Source organism: Streptosporangium sandarakinum (assembly GCF_050942225.1).
GTDB classification, from domain to species: domain Bacteria; phylum Actinomycetota; class Actinomycetes; order Streptosporangiales; family Streptosporangiaceae; genus Streptosporangium; species Streptosporangium nondiastaticum.
Map to the genome: position 1 here is coordinate 3,361,139 of NZ_CP192034.1, position 15,458 is coordinate 3,376,596.

Genomic DNA, 15,458 nt, shown 5'->3' on the forward strand with positions numbered 1-15,458 from the left:
TGAACCACCCGCTGGAACGATCAACCGGGGAGCACGGTTCCCGCCGTCCGCCCCGGGATTCCGGGGGAGGACGGCGGCGCCGCCCGGGCGGCGGCGGAGGAGGGCCGGGAGGTCAGGCGCCGTAGGCGAGGTTGGGGCGCAGCCAGCGTTCGATCTCGGCGACCGGCAGGCCGCGCCGCAGCGCGTAGTCCTCGATCTGGTCCCGGCCGAGCCTCCCGACGGTGAAGTACCGCGACCCCGGGTGGGCGAACATCAGCCCGCTGACGCTGGCGGCCGGGGTCATCGCGAAGGACTCCGTCAGGTCCATGCCGATCCGCCGGGCGCCCAGCAGGTCGAACAGATCGCGCTTCTGGCTGTGGTCAGGGCTCGCCGGATAGCCGAACGCGGGGCGGATGCCCCGGAAGCGCTCGGCGTGCAGGTCGGTGAGCGACGGGTCGGCGTCCGGCTCGTACCACTCGCGCCGCGCCCGCAGGTGGATCCACTCGGCGAACGCCTCGGCTAGCCGGTCGGCGAGGGCCTTGACCATGATCGACCGGTAGTCGTCGTTGTCGGCCTCGAACCCGGCGGCGAGCTCCTCGGCGCCGTGCACGGTCACCGCGAAGCCGCCGAGGTGGTCGCCGGCCGGGGCCACGTAGTCGGCGAGGCACCGGTTGGGCCGCCCCTCGGGCTTGGCCGTCTGCTGGCGCAGCATCGGCAGCCGTACGGCGCCGCCCGCGGCGTCACCGGCGTCCACCACGAGGTCGTCGCCCTCGGAGCGGGCCGGCCAGAAGCCGTAGACGCCCCGCGCCCGCAGCGTGCCCGCGGCGACGATCTCGTCGAGCAGCACGTTGGCCTCGTCGAACAGCTCACGGGCCACCGGCTGGTCGAGGATCGCCGGATACTTGCCCTTCAGCTCCCAGGCCAGGAAGAAGAACTGCCAGTCGATCATCTCGCGGAGCTCGGTCAGACCGGGCTCGACGACGCGGACACCGGTGAAGGCGGGCACGGGCAGGTCGTCGAAGGAGACCCGCTCGGGATTGACGCGGGCCCGCGCCAGCGTCAGCATCGGGCTGCGTTCCCGGGAGGCGTGCTGCTCGCGCAGCCGCTCCTGCTCGGCGCGGTTGGCCGTGTCCAGTTCCTCGGCGCGGCCCGGGTCCAGCAGGTCGGAGACCACGCCGACGACCCGGGAGGCGTCGAGCACGTGGACCACCGGGCCGCCGTAGGCGGGGGCGATGCGGACCGCGGTGTGCTGGCGCGAGGTCGTGGCGCCGCCGATCAGCAGCGGCAGCCTCATCCCGCGGCGCTCCATCTCGGCGGCGACCGAGACCATCTCGTCCAGCGACGGGGTGATCAGCCCCGACAGGCCGACGGCGTCGGCGCCCTCGGCGACCGCGGTGTCGAGGATGCGCGAGGCGGGCACCATCACGCCGAGGTCGACGACCTCGTAGTTGTTGCAGCCCAGGACGACGCCCACGATGTTCTTGCCGATGTCGTGCACGTCGCCCTTGACGGTCGCGAGCACCACCTTGCCGCCGCCCCGCCCGGTGCCGCCGCTCGTGCCGTTCGCGTTGTCCGTGCGGTTCGTGTCGGCCGCGAGGTCCGCCGCGCCGCCGGTCACGGCGCCGTCCGCGTCACCCGCCGTGCCGGCTGCGCCGCCGTCCGAACCGTGCGCCGCGGTCCCGTCCGCGCCGCCCGCGCCGTTCGCGTCATCCGCTCCGGCCGCCGCGAGCCGCGCCCGCTCCTTCTCCGCCTCCATGAACGGTTCCAGGTAGGCGACCGAGCGCTTCATCACCCGCGCGCTCTTGACCACCTGCGGCAGGAACATCTTCCCCGAGCCGAACAGGTCGCCCACGATCTTCATGCCGTCCATGAGCGGGCCCTCGATCACATCGAGGGGCCGCGCCGCCTGCCGCCGCGCCTCCTCGGTGTCCTCCTCGACGAAGTCGGCCACGCCGTGCACGAGCGCGTGCGCCAGGCGCTTCTCCACCGGTGCGTCGCGCCAGGACAGGTCCACCGTACGGCGGGTGCCGCTCCCGCTGACCGTCTCGGCGAACGCGACGAGCCGGTCGGTGGCGTCGGGACGCCGGTCGAAGATGACGTCCTCGACGAGTTCCAGCAGTTCGGCGGGGATGTCCTGGTAGACGGCGAGCTGGCCGGCGTTGACGATGCCCATGTCCAGCCCGGCGCGCACGGCGTGGAAGAGGAACGCCGAGTGCATCGCCTCCCGCACGACGTCGTTGCCGCGGAAGGAGAACGACAGGTTGGAGATGCCGCCGCTGGTCCGCACCCCGGGGCAGCGCTCCTTGATGAGCGGCAGCGCCTCGATGAACGCCTTGGCGTAGCCGTTGTGCTCCGAGATGCCGGTGGCGACCGCCAGCACGTTCGGGTCGAACACGATGTCCTCGGCGGGGAAGCCCGCCTTCTGGGTGAGCAGGTCGTAGGCGCGGCCGCAGATCTCCACCTTGCGCTCGACGGTGTCGGCCTGCCCCCGCTCGTCGAAGGCCATGACGACCACGCCGGCGCCGTGGTCGCGGATGTGCCGCGCCTGCGCCAGGAACGGCTCCTCGCCCTCCTTGAGGCTGATCGAGTTGACCATGCCCTTGCCCTGCACGCACCTGAGCCCGGCCTCCAGCACGCTCCACCGCGAGCTGTCGATCATGATCGGGACGCGGGCGACCTCCGGCTCGGTCGCGATCAGGTTCAGGAACGTCGTCATGGCCCGCTCGCTGTCGAGCAGGTCGGCGTCCATGTTGACGTCGAGGAGGTTGGCGCCGCCGCGCACCTGCTCCAGCGCGACGTCCACGGCGGCCTGATGGTCGCCCGCCTCGATGAGGCGACGGAACCGGGCCGAGCCGGTGACGTTGGTGCGCTCGCCGATCATCACGAAACCGGTGTCCACGCCGATCTCGAACGGCTCCAGCCCGCTGAGGCGGGTCCGCTCGGGCGGCGCCGGGACCCGGCGCGGTTCGAGTCCGGACACCGCGCCGGCGATCCGCTCGATGTGGCCGGGCGTGGTCCCGCAGCAGCCGCCCACGACGTTCACCGTCCCGGCCGCGGCGAACTCGCCGAGCAGCCCGGCGGTCTCTTCGGGCGTCTGGTCGTAGCCGCCGAAGGCGTTGGGCAGCCCCGCGTTGGGGTGGCAGGCCACGTAGGTGCCGGCCAGGCGCGACAGTTCGGCGACGTGCGGGCGCATCTCCTCGGCGCCCAGCGAGCAGTTCACCCCCACGACCAGGGGGGAGGCGTGCGCGACCGAGGTCCAGAACGCCTCCACGGTCTGGCCCGACAGCGTGCGCCCGCTCAGGTCAACGATCGTCACCGAGATCCACAGCGGCAGGTGCGGGGCGACGTCGCGGGCCGCGGCGACCGCCGCCTTGGCGTTGAGCGTGTCGAAGATCGTCTCGATCAGCAGCAGGTCGACGCCGCCCTCGGCCAGCGCGCCGATCTGCTCGGCGTAGGCGGCGTACACCTCGTCGAACGTGACCGCCCGGTAGGCGGGGTCCTCCACGCGTGGCGACAGAGAGAGCGTGACGTTCAGCGGGCCGACCGAGCCGGCCACGAACCGGCCGCCGGCCTCGTCGGCGGCCTGGCGGGCGAGCTGGGCGCCCCGCAGGTTCATCTCCCGCACCAGTGACTGCAGGCCGTAGTCGGCCTGGCCGATGCTCGTCGCGGTGAAGGTGTTGGTCGTGGTGATGTCCGCGCCCGCGGCGAGGTAGCGGCGGTGGACGTCGAGGATGAGGTCGGGGCGGGTGAGGTTCAGCAGGTCGGGGTCGCCGGTCACGTCGAGCGGGTGGTCGCCCAGGATCTCGCCGCGGTAGTCGGCCGGGGTGAGCCCGGCGCCCTGCAGCATCGTGCCCCACGCCCCGTCGAGCACCGCGATCCGCCGGTCCAGCAGCTCCCGCAGCGCGCGGGTCCGGCCGGCGGCCCGGGTCGCGGTCTCCTGTGGCGCGCCGCCGGGCGCGGGGGCGGTGTCGCGGGTGGTCGCGCGGGCGGAAGACGTGTTCATTCGGCTCACCTCCGTTGTCGGAGGCGCCCTTGTCGAACAGGTAGGGGACCGAGCGTGGCGGGTCTTGGGCCCGTTGCAGCGCCTCTCGGCCTTTCCGGATCAAGGTTAACCCGGCCGCCCCCGTCCGGGCCAACTCGTTCCGGCCTTCGGGACGAGGTGAGCACGGCACCGGAAAACCGGCGATGCCGTACGGCGGGCACGGGCCGCTCCGGGCCTCGCGCGGCCCGGAATCCGCGCGGCCCGGAACCCGTACGAGCCGGAATCCGTGCGGTCCGGAACCCGCGCGGGACGCGCCGGGGTGTTCAGCCCTGGAGCGTCAGGGCGAGGCGGCGGGCGAGGCCGGTGTTGCGGCGCCCGCCGAGCCGGTGGACCGCCGTCTCCAGGGCCTCGCGCCGGCCGACCAGGACCACCCACGCCTTCGCCCGGGTGACCAGGGTGTAGAGCAGCCGGCGGCGCAGCATGACGCCGCCGGCCTCGGCGACGATCGGCGCCACCACGAACGGGTACTCGCTGCCCTGCGAGCGGTGCACGCTGACGGCGTAGGCGTGGGTCAGCTCGTCGAGCTCGTCGAAGCCGTACTCGACGACCTGGCCGTCGTCGGTGCGGATCTCGACGACCCGGCTCTCCGGGACGACCGTGGTGACCGTGCCGGTCTCACCGTTGAAGACGCCCTTGTCGTAGTTGTTGCGGATCGGCATGACGCGGTCGCCGACGCGGAAGACCGTGGAGCCCGCCCAGTGCTCGGCCGCGCCGTCGCGGGCGGGGTTGAGCCGCTCCTGGATCATCCGGCCCAGCTCGACGGTGCCGGTGGGACCCCTGCGCATCGGGCACAGCACCTGCACCTCGCCCGGGTCCACCTTCTGCTTGCGGGGGATCGCCACCGTCGCCAGGTGGACCACCCGCTCGGCGACCCGCTCGGGGTCGTCGAGCTCCTCGAACCAGAAGCCCCCGCCGCCGGGGACCGCCGGGATCTCGCCGGCCCGGATCCGGTGGGCGGCCTCGATGATCCCGCTGCCCTCGGCCTGGCGGAAGACGTGCGTCAGCCGGACCCGGGGGATCTCCTCGACGCGCAGCAGGTCGGCCAGCACGCTGCCGGGGCCGATGCTGGGGAGCTGGTCGCTGTCGCCGACCAGCAGCAGGTGGCTGCCCGAGGGGATGGCCGCGGTCAGGCGGGTGGCCAGGTGCAGGTCCAGCATGGACGCCTCGTCGACCACGATCAGGTCGGCCCGCGCGGGCGTCTCCTGGAACAGCGTGCCCTCCTCCTCGTCGGGCCGGTGGGCCAGCATCCGGTGCACGGTCATCGCGGGCATGCCGACCAGCTCCGACAGCCGCTTGGCGGCCTTGCCGGTCGGCGCGGTGAGGGTCACCGAGCCGCCCGCGGCCCGCACCACCCGGGCGATGGTCCTGACGGTGTGGCTCTTGCCGCAGCCGGGGCCGCCGGTGATGATCGACACGGTGCTGGTCAGCGCCATGTTCACCGCGATCCGCTGGTCCTCGTGCAGCGCGGGGTCCTCGTGGAAGGCGCGCAGGGGGAGCTCCGAGGGCGCCTGCCAGAGCCGCGTCAGGTGGGTGGTCAGCCGCAGCTCGCGGTCGTGGAGGTAGGCGAGGTAGGCGACGGTCCGGCCGGTGCCGTCGAGGGCCGCCTCGACCACCACCCGGCGGTCGGCCACCAGGGCGTCGACCATCCGCCGGATGACCTCCTCGTCCTGGCCGACCAGCTCCATCGTCTGGGTGACCAGGGCGGTCAGCGACAGGTAGCAGTGCCCGCCGCCGGCCGCGGCCGCCTCCAGCCGGTCGAGGATCGCCGCCCTGACCCGCTGCGGGCTGCACTCCGGCACCCCCGACTGCAGGGCGATCTTGTCCGCGGTGGCGAATGCGACGCCCCTGACCTGGCCGATGAGCTGGTAGGGGTCGGCGGACAGGATGGCGGCGGAGTCGGAGCCGAACGCCTGGTAGACCTTGGCGGCCAGCAGCGGGCTGATCCCGAAGCCCTGCAGGACGACCATGAGCGCGGCGATCGCCTTCTGCTCGCGCCACGCCTCGGTGATCTGGCCCTGCCGGGTCGGGCCGATGTTGATGACCTCGCGGAGCCGCTCGGGCTCGGCGTCGATGATCTTCAGCGTCTCCTCGCCGAAGTGGTCGACGATGGCGTGGGCCAGCCTCGGACCGATGCCGCGGATCAGGCCCGAGCCGAGGTAGAGGCGGATGGCCCGGACGGTGGACGGCACGATCCGCTCGCAGCCGTCGACCACGAAGCGCCTGCCGTGCCGGGGGTGCTCGTCCCACCGCCCGGCGAGCCGGAGCGTCTCCCCGGGCTGCACCCCGGCCAGGGCGCGGCCCGAGGCGACGAAACCCGGGCCGTCGTCGGCGCTCATCCGGGCGACGGTGTACTCGTCCTCGCGGACGTACACCAGCTGCTCGACGGATGCCTCCATGGGACATCACTGTAGGCAACGGGACCGACAGGCCGCCGCCGACGCGGGCGGAGGACCCACGCCGGGGCCCGTACCGGGTACGGCTCGCACCGGGTACGGCGTGCGGGTGAAGGGGCCACGCCGGCGCCGCTCCGGGGACCGGGTCCGTCCGGGGCGCACAGCGCCCCGGGAGAGATCCGTCATCGCGCGTCGCGTATTCCGAGAACGTACGCCGCGGTGAGCGCGACGACACGGTCCTCGTCATGTGACAGATCCGCGAGGGCCTGTGAGGCCTTGGTCCCCGGGATGTCCGCGAGCGCCTGCGTCAGCCGTGGACGCGCGGACGATGCGACGGCGCCGTGGGCGAGGCGATCGACGAGCATGGTGGCGATCCGGTCCGCCGACGCGGGACGACTCGCCAGCGCGCTCAGCGCGTCGGCCGCGTCGGCGTCGTTCGTCCCCTCGACGACCATGTCGATGAGCGTCGGGACCGCGTCGGCCACCCCGCGTGCCCCGAGCGCCAGGGCCGCGTACCTGCGGACCACGATGTCGGGGTTCGTGAGGGTCTCCCGCAGCAGCGCGGTCGCCTTCCCGCCCGGAATCTCGGCGATGGACCGGACGGCACGTTCGCGCACCTCGGCCGCCGGTGAGCCGAGGCCCTCCGCCAGCGGCGCCAGTCCGTCGTCGCCCGATCGCGCCAGAGCCCACCGGAGGGCCCCGGCGACGTTCGGGTCCGTCTCACTCAGCACCGCCTCGACCAGCGCTTCCACGGGCACCGGAACCTCTCCGGCCGAGGACAGGGCCGCGCGCTGGCGCTTGCCGGCGCTCTTCGCCCCCAGATCCTGGAGGAGTGCGACGATGTGGAGGACGTCCTCCCAGCCCGCGGGTTCCGCGGCGCCGATCCGGCGGAGCCGGGTGAGCAGGTCCGTCTCGGCCGCGATGCGTTCCCGCGTCTGGCGGATGAGGTCGTCGACGAGCTCCGAGGGCGTGAAGCCGGGATCGTCGAGCGCGCGCCCGACCTCGCGCAGCGACAGCCCCAACGACCGCAGGCTCTCGATATGGAAGATCCGCCGGATGTCCTCATCGGAGTACTCCCGATAGCCGGCCCCGGTACGACCCGTCGGCCGCACCAGGCCGAGCGAGTCGTAATGCCTGAGCATGCGGGCACTGACCCCGGACCGCCGTGCCACATCACCGATCAGCACTGCCCGTCACTCCTCCTTGCCGGTGCCGCCCAGGGCCACGACGCGCTTCGCCTCCTCGACGGCGAACTCGAACCCGGCGTCAGGGTCGCGCGACAGCCGTTCCGTGGCGATCGCGTGAGCGCGCACGCGGGGGTCGGGATCCGTCATGGCGGCGCGCAGGGCCGGCATGATCACCTCTCCGAGCGCGACCAGCGCCCGGCTGAGGCTCAGCCGCGTCTCGCGCCCGCCGCGTCCGAACTGTGTCACCAGCACCGCGGCCAGCCCGGTCTCCTCGCCTTCGGGCATGAGCACGACCGCTGCCCGCCAGGCGCTCCGCGCCACCTCGTCGTCGGCGTCGGTCAGCAGCGCCCGTGTGATCGCCGGCCACGCCCGCCGATCCCCGATCTTGGACAGCGTGTGCAACGCCTGGCTTCGTGCCTGCGCGCGCTCCGAGCGGAGTTCGCCGATGAGCCTCGGAACCGTCATCGACGCCGGGTGGCGGGTGAGCGCCCACGTCAGCGTGTCGCGCACATGGAATTCGGGCTCGATCGCGCATCGTTCGACGAGCCCGTCGACGAACCGCGGATCAGGGGCCGTGCCGACCGCCAGCGCCGCCCGCAGCCGCACCGACGAGTCGCCGTCCTCCAGCCCCCGCAAAGCCCGGATCGTGTCCGCGTCCTGTTTCGCCATGGCCATCGGGACCACCTCCTCGCCAACACCGAACACCTTGTCACCGTGTCAAGGTCAAGCGGGGATCACGCCGTGGGCGGGGGAGGGGCGGTGCTGGCCCGGGGGACGAGCCGGGCCGCCTCGTCCTCGACCCCCGGGACGCGCTCGCCGGCGATCAGCGACAGCAGGGTGCGCGCGGCGTGGGCGCCGTAGGCCGGGATGTCGCGGGTCAGCGCGGTCAGCGCCGGCCGTACGACCTGGGACAGGGGAGAGTCGTCCCAGGCCACGATCGACAGGTCGGCGGGCACGTCCAGGCGCATCTCCTGGGCGACGGACAGGCCGGCGACGGCCATGATGTCGTTGTCGTAGATGACCGCGGTGGGCCGGTCGCGGGAGCTGAGCAGGCGGCGGGTGGCGCGGGCGCCCTCCTCGCCGGTGTAGTCGGTGTGCACGACGACCTGGTCGTCCAGGCCCAGCTCCGCGCAGACGGCGGTGAACGCCCGGTCGCGCAGGACGGTGTGGACCAGCCGGGGCAGCCCGGCGACGCGGGCGACGCGGCGGTGGCCGAGCGCGGCGAGATAGCGGACGGTCTCCTGGACGGGGGCGTCGTCGTCGGACCAGACGGGGACCAGCGAGCCCGCCTCCGAGGGGTGGCCGAGCGCCACGGCGGGCATGCCGAGCGTCTCCAGTTCGGTGACGCGCGGGTCGGCGAAGTGCAGGTCGACCAGGATGGCGCCGTCGACGCGGCCCTCGCCCCACCAGCGGCGGTAGGTCTCCATCTCCTGCTCGTGGTCGGTCACCATCTGCAGCATCAGCCCGTAGGAGCGGGCCGACAGCTCGCTCTCGATCCCGCTGATCAGCTCCATGAAGAACGGTTCCATGCCGAGGACGCGCGCCGGGCGGCACACGGCCAGTCCCACGCTGCGCGCCCGCGCGCCGTTCAGCGCCCGCGCGGCGCTGTTGGGCCGCCAGCCGATCTCCTGGGCGATCGCCTTGATCACCGCCCGTTTGGCCTCCGACACCCCGGGGCGGTCGTTCAGCGCGTAGGAGACCGCCACCTTGGAGACGCCCGCCCGGCGGGCGATGTCGGCGATCGTCGGCCGCTTCACGACGCCCCCTGACTGAATCGGTTCGGTTCTCGATGTCCACGCGCACCCTACTACCTGACCGCGCACGCCCACAGCCGGAGCACCCGTGATCCGGACGCGCGGGCGGGCGGCGGATCCTGCGATGTCCCCGCTGTTCGGCGCGGGTGGGCTCCGTCGGGGCGCGGGCCGGGCGGCGCGGCGGGACGTCTCGAAGGAGTCACGGCTATTGACACGCCGTGCACGCGGAATTTACGTTCTCGGTACTTATCCGGTTCAGTCGCATCCCGGAGCGGTCCGGCCCCGTGCCGTCGCGTCAGAGGGTGTGGCGCGGGTTGCGACACCATCCACCGGCTCGAAGACGGGGAGCGTGCTTTCGCGGCGCACTGGGAGCGCTCCCACAAGGCCCGCGGGAGCCATGCTCCCGCGGGCCGATCCATCGGGGGCCTGGAACGACGTTCAGACCTCCGCCGGGCGGCGGGGGAAGGAGAGACAGATGCGAAACCGGGTGCGGATCATCCTCCCGCTCCTGGCGACGGGCCTGGCCGTCGCCGCGTGCTCCGGCGGCGGGACCACGCCTCCCGCCCAGGGCTCCGGTGCGGCGAGCGCGCCCGCCGCGGCCCCCGGTGGCGGAGACGGCGGCGCGCTGCCCCGCAAGGAGACGCTCTACACCACCGGCTCCCAGTGGGGGCCGCCGGCCAACTTCAACCCGATCCGCGAGTGGGACTACGCCACCGGCACCAAGGGCCTGGTCTACGAGACGCTGTTCCACTACGACCCCAACGCCGCCAAGCTCGTCCCCTGGCTGGCCGAGAGCGGCTCCTGGACCGGCGACAAGACCTACGAGGTCAAGCTCCGCTCCGGGGTGAACTGGTCGGACGGCAAGCCGCTGACCGCCAAGGACGTGGTCTACTCCTACGAGCTCGGCAAGATGGAGACCATCCCGTTCCACAACATGTGGGACTGGCTGAAGAGCGTCGAGGCGGTGGACGACCGGACCGCGCGCTTCACCTTCTCCAAGGCCAACTACCAGGAGTGGGACTTCAACCTCTACGGCCGCGCCATCGTTCCCGAGCACGTCTGGAACGGCAGGTCGGAGGAGGACGTGCTCAACGGGGTCAACGAGAACCCCGTCGGCACCGGCGCCTACACCTACAAGAGCCACAGCCAGGACCGCGTCGTCTGGCAGCGCCGCGACGACTGGTGGGGCAAGACGGCCCTGAACATGGAGCCCAAGCCCAGGTACATCGTCGACATCGCCACGCCCAGCAACGAGGTCGCGATGGGCATGCTGCTGCAGAAGGGCCTGGACCTCAGCAACAACTTCCTGCCGGGCGTGGCCAACCTCGTCAAGGGCGGTTTCGGCATCACCTCCTTCTACAACGAGCCGCCGTACATGCTCTCGGCCAACACCGCCTGGCTGGTCCCCAACACCACCAGGAAGCCGATGGGCGACCCGGCCTTCCGCAAGGCCCTCGCCTCCTCGGTCGACACCAAGAAGATCGTCGAGGGCGTCTACGGCAACCTCGTCAAGGCCGCCGGCCCCACCGGCCTGCTGCCGCAGTGGGACCAGTTCGTCGACCAGGCCGCGGTGTCCTCCGCCGGGTTCTCCTTCGACACCGGCAAGGCCAAGAAGCTCCTCGCCGACGCCGGCTACAAGGACCGCGACGGCGACGGGCTGGTGGAGAACAAGGACGGCTCGAAGATCAAGCTGACCCTCATCGTGCCGTCAGGCTGGACCGACTGGATGGAGGCCGCCCGCGTCATCGCCTCCGGCGCCAAGGCCGCCGGCATCGACGTCACCCCCGACTTCCCCGACTTCAACGCCCTGGTGGAGAAGCGCAACAAGGGCGACTTCGACCTGGTGCTCAACAACGAGCGCCAGCTGTCCAACACCCCGTGGACGTACTACGAGTACGTCTTCCAGCTTCCGGTCCGCAAGCTGCAGACCACCGTCAACTTCGGCCGCTACGAGAACGAGAGGGCCTGGAAGCTGGTGCAGGAGCTCGACCAGGTCAAGACCGACGACGTCGCCGGCATGAAGGCGAAGATCGCCGAACTCCAGAAGTTCCAGCTGGAGGAGCTGCCGGTCATCCCGCTCTGGTACAACGGCCTGTGGGCCCAGTCGAGCACCAGCGTCTGGAAGAACTGGCCCTCCTCGGCCCCGAACGCTCCCAAGTACGCGCCGGCCATGTGGCGCAACTGGATGGAACTGGGCGGCTTCGAGATGCTCACCCAGCTCCAGCCCGCCTCCTGACCGTTCGGTACCGCCCCTCCTCCCCCTCCCCTCCTTCCTGGGGGAGGAGGGGCCCTCTTCGGGAGATCTCTCGTGCGTCGATATTTCGGCAGGAAACTGGTGGTCTACGGGCTGACGTTCATCGTCGCCGTCACGGTCGACTGGATGATCCCGCGGTTCATGCCCGGTGACCCGGTCGCCGGCATGGTCGCCCGGGCCAACGTCAGCCAGCCCGCGGCCGTCGAGGCGATGAGGCAGTACTACACCGGCCTCTTCGGCTTCGACCAGCCGCTGTGGCGGCAGTACCTCAACTTCTGGGCGGCGCTGCTGCACGGCGACTTCGGCATCAGCATCTGGGTGTTCCCCACCCCGGTGAGCGACGTCATCATGGGCGCCGTGCCGTACACGCTGGGGCTGATGATCCCGTCGGTGCTGCTGAGCTGGGTCGTCGGCAACCGGCTGGGGGCGTACGCGGCCCGGCGCAGGCTGCTGGACAACACCGTCCTGCCGGTCGGCTACGTCCTGACCGCGATGCCGTACATGTGGCTGGCGGTCCTGCTCGCCTGGGGGCTGGGCGTGATCGCGGGCGTCTTCCCGATCGCCGGCGGCTACAGCTTCTCCATGCAGCCCAACTGGTCGGCGGAGTTCCTGCTCGACCTGCTGCACCACTGGGTGCTGCCGTTCGCCTCGCTGTTCCTCGTCGCGCTCGGCGGCTGGGCGATCGGCATGCGCAACATGATCATCTATGAGCTGGAGTCCGACTACTCCACCTACCTCGCCGCGCTCGGCGCGCCGCAGCGGCTGATCCGGCGCTACGCCTTCCGCAACGCGGTGCTGCCGCAGATCACCGGCCTGGCGCTCCAGCTCGGCGTGCTGGTGGCCGGCGCCCTGGTGACGGAGATCGTCTTCTCCTACCCGGGCCTGGGCAGCCTCATCCTCAAGGCCATCCAGAACCAGGACTTCTTCCTGCTGCAGGGCACGTTCATGTTCATCGTCCTCGGCGTCCTCGCCGCGAACTTCATCATCGACATCGTCTACGTCGTGGTCGATCCGCGGACGCGGGCGGGAATGGCGGGTGCTCAGGCATGACCGCGCTCCAGGAAGCCGTCCCCCGCGACCCCCGCGGCGCCGCCGCACCGGTCAGCGGGCGCCGCGAGGCGCTGCACTTCGCGCTGCGCAACGGCAAGCTCCTCGCCGGCGCCGGCGTGGTCCTCGTCCTGCTGCTGCTGGCCCTGATCGGGCCCCTGACCATCGACGCCCCGCCCAACGAGTACGTCGGCCCGCCCATGAAGGCCCCCTCGTCGGAGTACTGGTTCGGCACCACCACCTTCGGCCAGGACGTCTTCGCCCAGTTCGTGTACGGCCTGCGCACCACCTTCGCGGCGGGCCTGCTGGGCGGCGTGGTCGCCTCCCTCATCGGGATGGTCGTCGGGTTCCTGGCCGGCTTCCGCGGCGGGCTCCTCGACGAGATCCTGAACATGCTGACCAACATCGTCCTGGTCATCCCGACGCTGGCCGTGCTGCTCATCATCAACGCCTACCTCGGCATCCGCAGCGTCGTCGCGCAGGCGATCTTCATCGGCCTGACGTCGTGGCCGTGGGCGGCGCGGGCCATCCGGGCGCAGACCTTCTCGCTGCGCGGCCGGGACTTCGTGGACCTGGCCAGGCTGAGCGGCTCGAACACCTGGAAGATCATCACCAGGGAGATCGCGCCGAACATGAGCTCCTACCTGCTGCTGACGTTCATCCTGCTGTTCGGCAACTCGATCCTGATCGCCTCGTCGCTGGACTTCATCGGCCTCGGCCCCACCGAGGGCGTCTCGCTCGGCCTGATGCTGCAGAACGCCAGCCAGTGGAGCGCCATGCAGCTCGGCATGTGGTGGTGGTTCATCCCGCCCGGCGCCGGGATCACCGCGATCGTCGGAGCCCTGTACGTCGCCAACGTCGGCCTCGACGAGGTCTTCAACCCGAAGCTGAGGGAGACATGAGCCTGCGGGTCAGCGATCTGAAAGTGCACTACCGGACCCTGCGGGGCGACGTGCGGGCGCTCGACGGCGTCTCCTTCGAGCTGGGGGACGCCGAGATCCTCGGCCTGGCCGGGGAGTCGGGCTGCGGCAAGACCACCCTCGGCAAGAGCCTCATCCGGATGGACGGCCGCATGCGCCACGTCGGCGGCACCGTCGAGCTCGACGGCACGGAGCTGCCCATCGGCGACGACCGGCGGATGAACGACTTCCGCTTCCACGAGGTCTCGCTCGTCCCGCAGTACTCGATGAGCGCGCTGAACCCGACCCGCAAGATCGGCAAGATGGTGGGCGAGCTGCTGTGCTCCCGCGGAGTCACCCCCGACACCGCCAAGCTGCTCGGCCGCCTGGACGCGGTGGGCCTGCCCCACGAGGTGCTGGACCGCTACCCGATCGAGCTGTCCGGCGGCATGAAGCAGCGCATGGTCATGGTCATCTCCACCCTCCTGGACCCCTCGCTGCTCATCGCCGACGAGGTCACCTCCGCCCTCGACGTCTCCACCCAGAAGGCGGTGGCCAGGGCGCTGGCCGGCTTCCGCGACAACGGGTTCGTCAAGAGCATGATCTTCATCACGCACGACATCTCGCTCACGTACCAGATCGCCGACACGATCATGGTCATGTACGCCGGGAAGCTGGCCGAGAAGGCGCCGGCCAGGACGATCGTCGAGGCGCCCCGGCACCCCTACACCCGGATGCTCATCGACTCGCTGCCCGAGGTCGGCGTGCGCCACGCCGACCGCAGGCTGTCGGGCATCGCGGGCAGCCCGCCGTCGCTGCTCGACCCGCCCCCGGGCTGCCGCTTCCGGGACCGCTGCCCGCTCGCCTTCGACCGGTGCGCCGAGGAGCCACCGGCCGCCGAGGTCGCCCCCGGTCACTTCGTCGCCTGCTGGAAGGCATGATGCTCAGACTCGACAACGTCACGAAGGTCTACAAGGTCGGAGCCTTCGGCGGCAAGACCCTGACCGCGGTCGACGGGGTGAGCTTCGACGTGCCGGAGGGCCAGGTCGTCTCACTGATCGGCGAGAGCGGCAGCGGCAAGAGCACCCTCGGCAAGATGATCCTCGGCCTCGTCCCGGTCACCGCCGGCTCGATCACCCTCGACGGCGCCCCGGTGCGGCCCGGCAAGGAGTACTACCGGCACGTCCAGGGTGTCTTCCAGGACCCCTTCAGCACGTTCAACCCGGTGTTCAAGGCCGACCGGGTGTTCCAGCTGATCAGGGAGGCGTACTTCCCCGCGGCGACCGCCGCCGAGTGGGACGAGCGGGTGCGCGCCGCCCTGCGGGACGTGCGCCTCGACCCCGACCAGGTCCTCGGCAAGTATCCCCACCAGCTCAGCGGCGGCCAGCTCCAGCGCGTCCTCATCGCCCGGGCGCTTCTGCTGGACCTCAAGCTGCTGGTCGCCGACGAGATCACCAGCATGCTCGACGCCTCCACCCGCATCGACGTGCTCAACCTGCTCGCCGAGATCAAGGGCCGGGGGCTGGGCGTGCTGTACATCACCCACGACCTGTCCCTGGGCAACTACCTGGCCGAGCGGACCGTCGTGCTCCGGCACGGGACCGTCGTCGAGATGGGCGCGACCGACAGGGTCTTCGGCCGCCCGCTGCACCCCTACACCCGGCAGCTGCTGTCGGCCGTGCCGCGCCTGCACGCCCCCTGGGAGGACGCCGAGCCGGTCACCTCCTGCCTGTACCACGACGGCGGCGCCACCGGCGGTCTCGCGGAGGCCGAGGAGGACCACTTCGTGGCGTGCGCCCGGCTCGAAGGCTGCCTCGAAGAACGCCCCGGAGGCCGTCCCGGAGGCCGTCCCGGAGGCCGTTCCGGGGGTCGCCTCGAAGGCCGTCCCGAAGGCCGCTGAGAA

10 protein-coding genes are annotated in these 15,458 nt (G+C 71.6%); 5 read left to right on the forward strand and 5 right to left on the reverse strand.

Annotated features, from left to right (window positions below):
- Nucleotides 1–112: 112 nt before the first annotated feature.
- The 5 genes from metH to ACQP10_RS15400 form a co-directional block, all read right to left on the reverse strand.
- Nucleotides 113–3,982, reverse strand: a complete 3,870-nt coding sequence (gene metH, locus ACQP10_RS15380) for a methionine synthase (protein WP_433541591.1) — start codon at nucleotides 3,980–3,982, stop codon at nucleotides 113–115.
- A gap of 302 nt (nucleotides 3,983–4,284) precedes the next feature.
- Nucleotides 4,285–6,417, reverse strand: coding sequence for an SF1B family DNA helicase RecD2 (gene recD2 / locus ACQP10_RS15385; RefSeq protein WP_433541592.1), 2,133 nt, complete (start codon nucleotides 6,415–6,417; stop codon nucleotides 4,285–4,287).
- Nucleotides 6,418–6,596: 179 nt separating this feature from the next.
- Nucleotides 6,597–7,601: a HEAT repeat domain-containing protein gene (locus tag ACQP10_RS15390; protein ID WP_433541593.1), complete on the reverse strand. Its 1,005-nt coding sequence runs from the start codon at nucleotides 7,599–7,601 to the stop codon at nucleotides 6,597–6,599.
- A gap of 6 nt (nucleotides 7,602–7,607) precedes the next feature.
- Nucleotides 7,608–8,306, reverse strand: a complete 699-nt coding sequence (locus tag ACQP10_RS15395; RefSeq protein WP_433541594.1) for a HEAT repeat domain-containing protein — start codon at nucleotides 8,304–8,306, stop codon at nucleotides 7,608–7,610.
- Between the two features lie 29 nt (nucleotides 8,307–8,335).
- On the reverse strand, nucleotides 8,336–9,358 hold the full coding sequence (locus ACQP10_RS15400; RefSeq protein ID WP_433541595.1) for a LacI family DNA-binding transcriptional regulator: 1,023 nt from the start codon (nucleotides 9,356–9,358) through the stop codon (nucleotides 8,336–8,338).
- A 472-nt stretch (nucleotides 9,359–9,830) separates the two neighbouring features.
- Between ACQP10_RS15400 and ACQP10_RS15405 the strand changes: the two genes are divergently transcribed.
- The 5 genes from ACQP10_RS15405 to ACQP10_RS15425 all read left to right on the forward strand — a co-directional run bounded on the left by ACQP10_RS15405 (nucleotide 9,831) and on the right by ACQP10_RS15425 (nucleotide 15,455).
- The gene (locus ACQP10_RS15405) at nucleotides 9,831–11,591 is read left to right on the forward strand and encodes an ABC transporter substrate-binding protein (protein WP_346023335.1); all 1,761 of its coding nucleotides are present in this window, start codon (nucleotides 9,831–9,833) and stop codon (nucleotides 11,589–11,591) included.
- A 72-nt stretch (nucleotides 11,592–11,663) separates the two neighbouring features.
- Complete coding sequence (locus ACQP10_RS15410; protein ID WP_399500380.1) at nucleotides 11,664–12,659, forward strand: ABC transporter permease; 996 nt, start codon at nucleotides 11,664–11,666, stop codon at nucleotides 12,657–12,659.
- Nucleotides 12,656–13,558 carry an ABC transporter permease gene (locus ACQP10_RS15415; RefSeq protein WP_433541596.1) on the forward strand — a complete coding sequence of 301 codons (903 nt, stop codon included), beginning with the start codon at nucleotides 12,656–12,658 and terminating at the stop codon, nucleotides 13,556–13,558. Before ACQP10_RS15410 ends, ACQP10_RS15415 begins: the two co-directional genes overlap by 4 nt.
- Nucleotides 13,555–14,496, forward strand: coding sequence for an ABC transporter ATP-binding protein (locus ACQP10_RS15420; RefSeq protein ID WP_433541597.1), 942 nt, complete (start codon nucleotides 13,555–13,557; stop codon nucleotides 14,494–14,496). The genes ACQP10_RS15415 and ACQP10_RS15420 overlap by 4 nt, the downstream gene beginning before the upstream one ends.
- A complete protein-coding gene (locus ACQP10_RS15425; RefSeq protein ID WP_433541905.1) occupies nucleotides 14,496–15,455 on the forward strand; it encodes an ABC transporter ATP-binding protein in 960 nt (319 codons plus the stop codon). The genes ACQP10_RS15420 and ACQP10_RS15425 overlap by 1 nt, the downstream gene beginning before the upstream one ends.
- Nucleotides 15,456–15,458 lie beyond the last annotated feature (3 nt).

Excerpts from the sequence above, each read along its gene's own strand:
- recD2 (WP_433541592.1), bottom strand. The coding sequence starts at position 6,417 with ATGGAGGCATCCGTCGAGCAGCTGGTGTACGTCCGCGAGGACGAGTAC.
- ACQP10_RS15425 (WP_433541905.1), top strand. The coding sequence starts at position 14,496 with ATGCTCAGACTCGACAACGTCACGAAGGTCTACAAGGTCGGAGCCTTC.
- ACQP10_RS15420 (WP_433541597.1), top strand. The coding sequence starts at position 13,555 with ATGAGCCTGCGGGTCAGCGATCTGAAAGTGCACTACCGGACCCTGCGG.
- ACQP10_RS15405 (WP_346023335.1), top strand. The coding sequence starts at position 9,831 with ATGCGAAACCGGGTGCGGATCATCCTCCCGCTCCTGGCGACGGGCCTG.
- metH (WP_433541591.1), bottom strand. The coding sequence starts at position 3,982 with ATGAACACGTCTTCCGCCCGCGCGACCACCCGCGACACCGCCCCCGCG.
- ACQP10_RS15415 (WP_433541596.1), top strand. The coding sequence starts at position 12,656 with ATGACCGCGCTCCAGGAAGCCGTCCCCCGCGACCCCCGCGGCGCCGCC.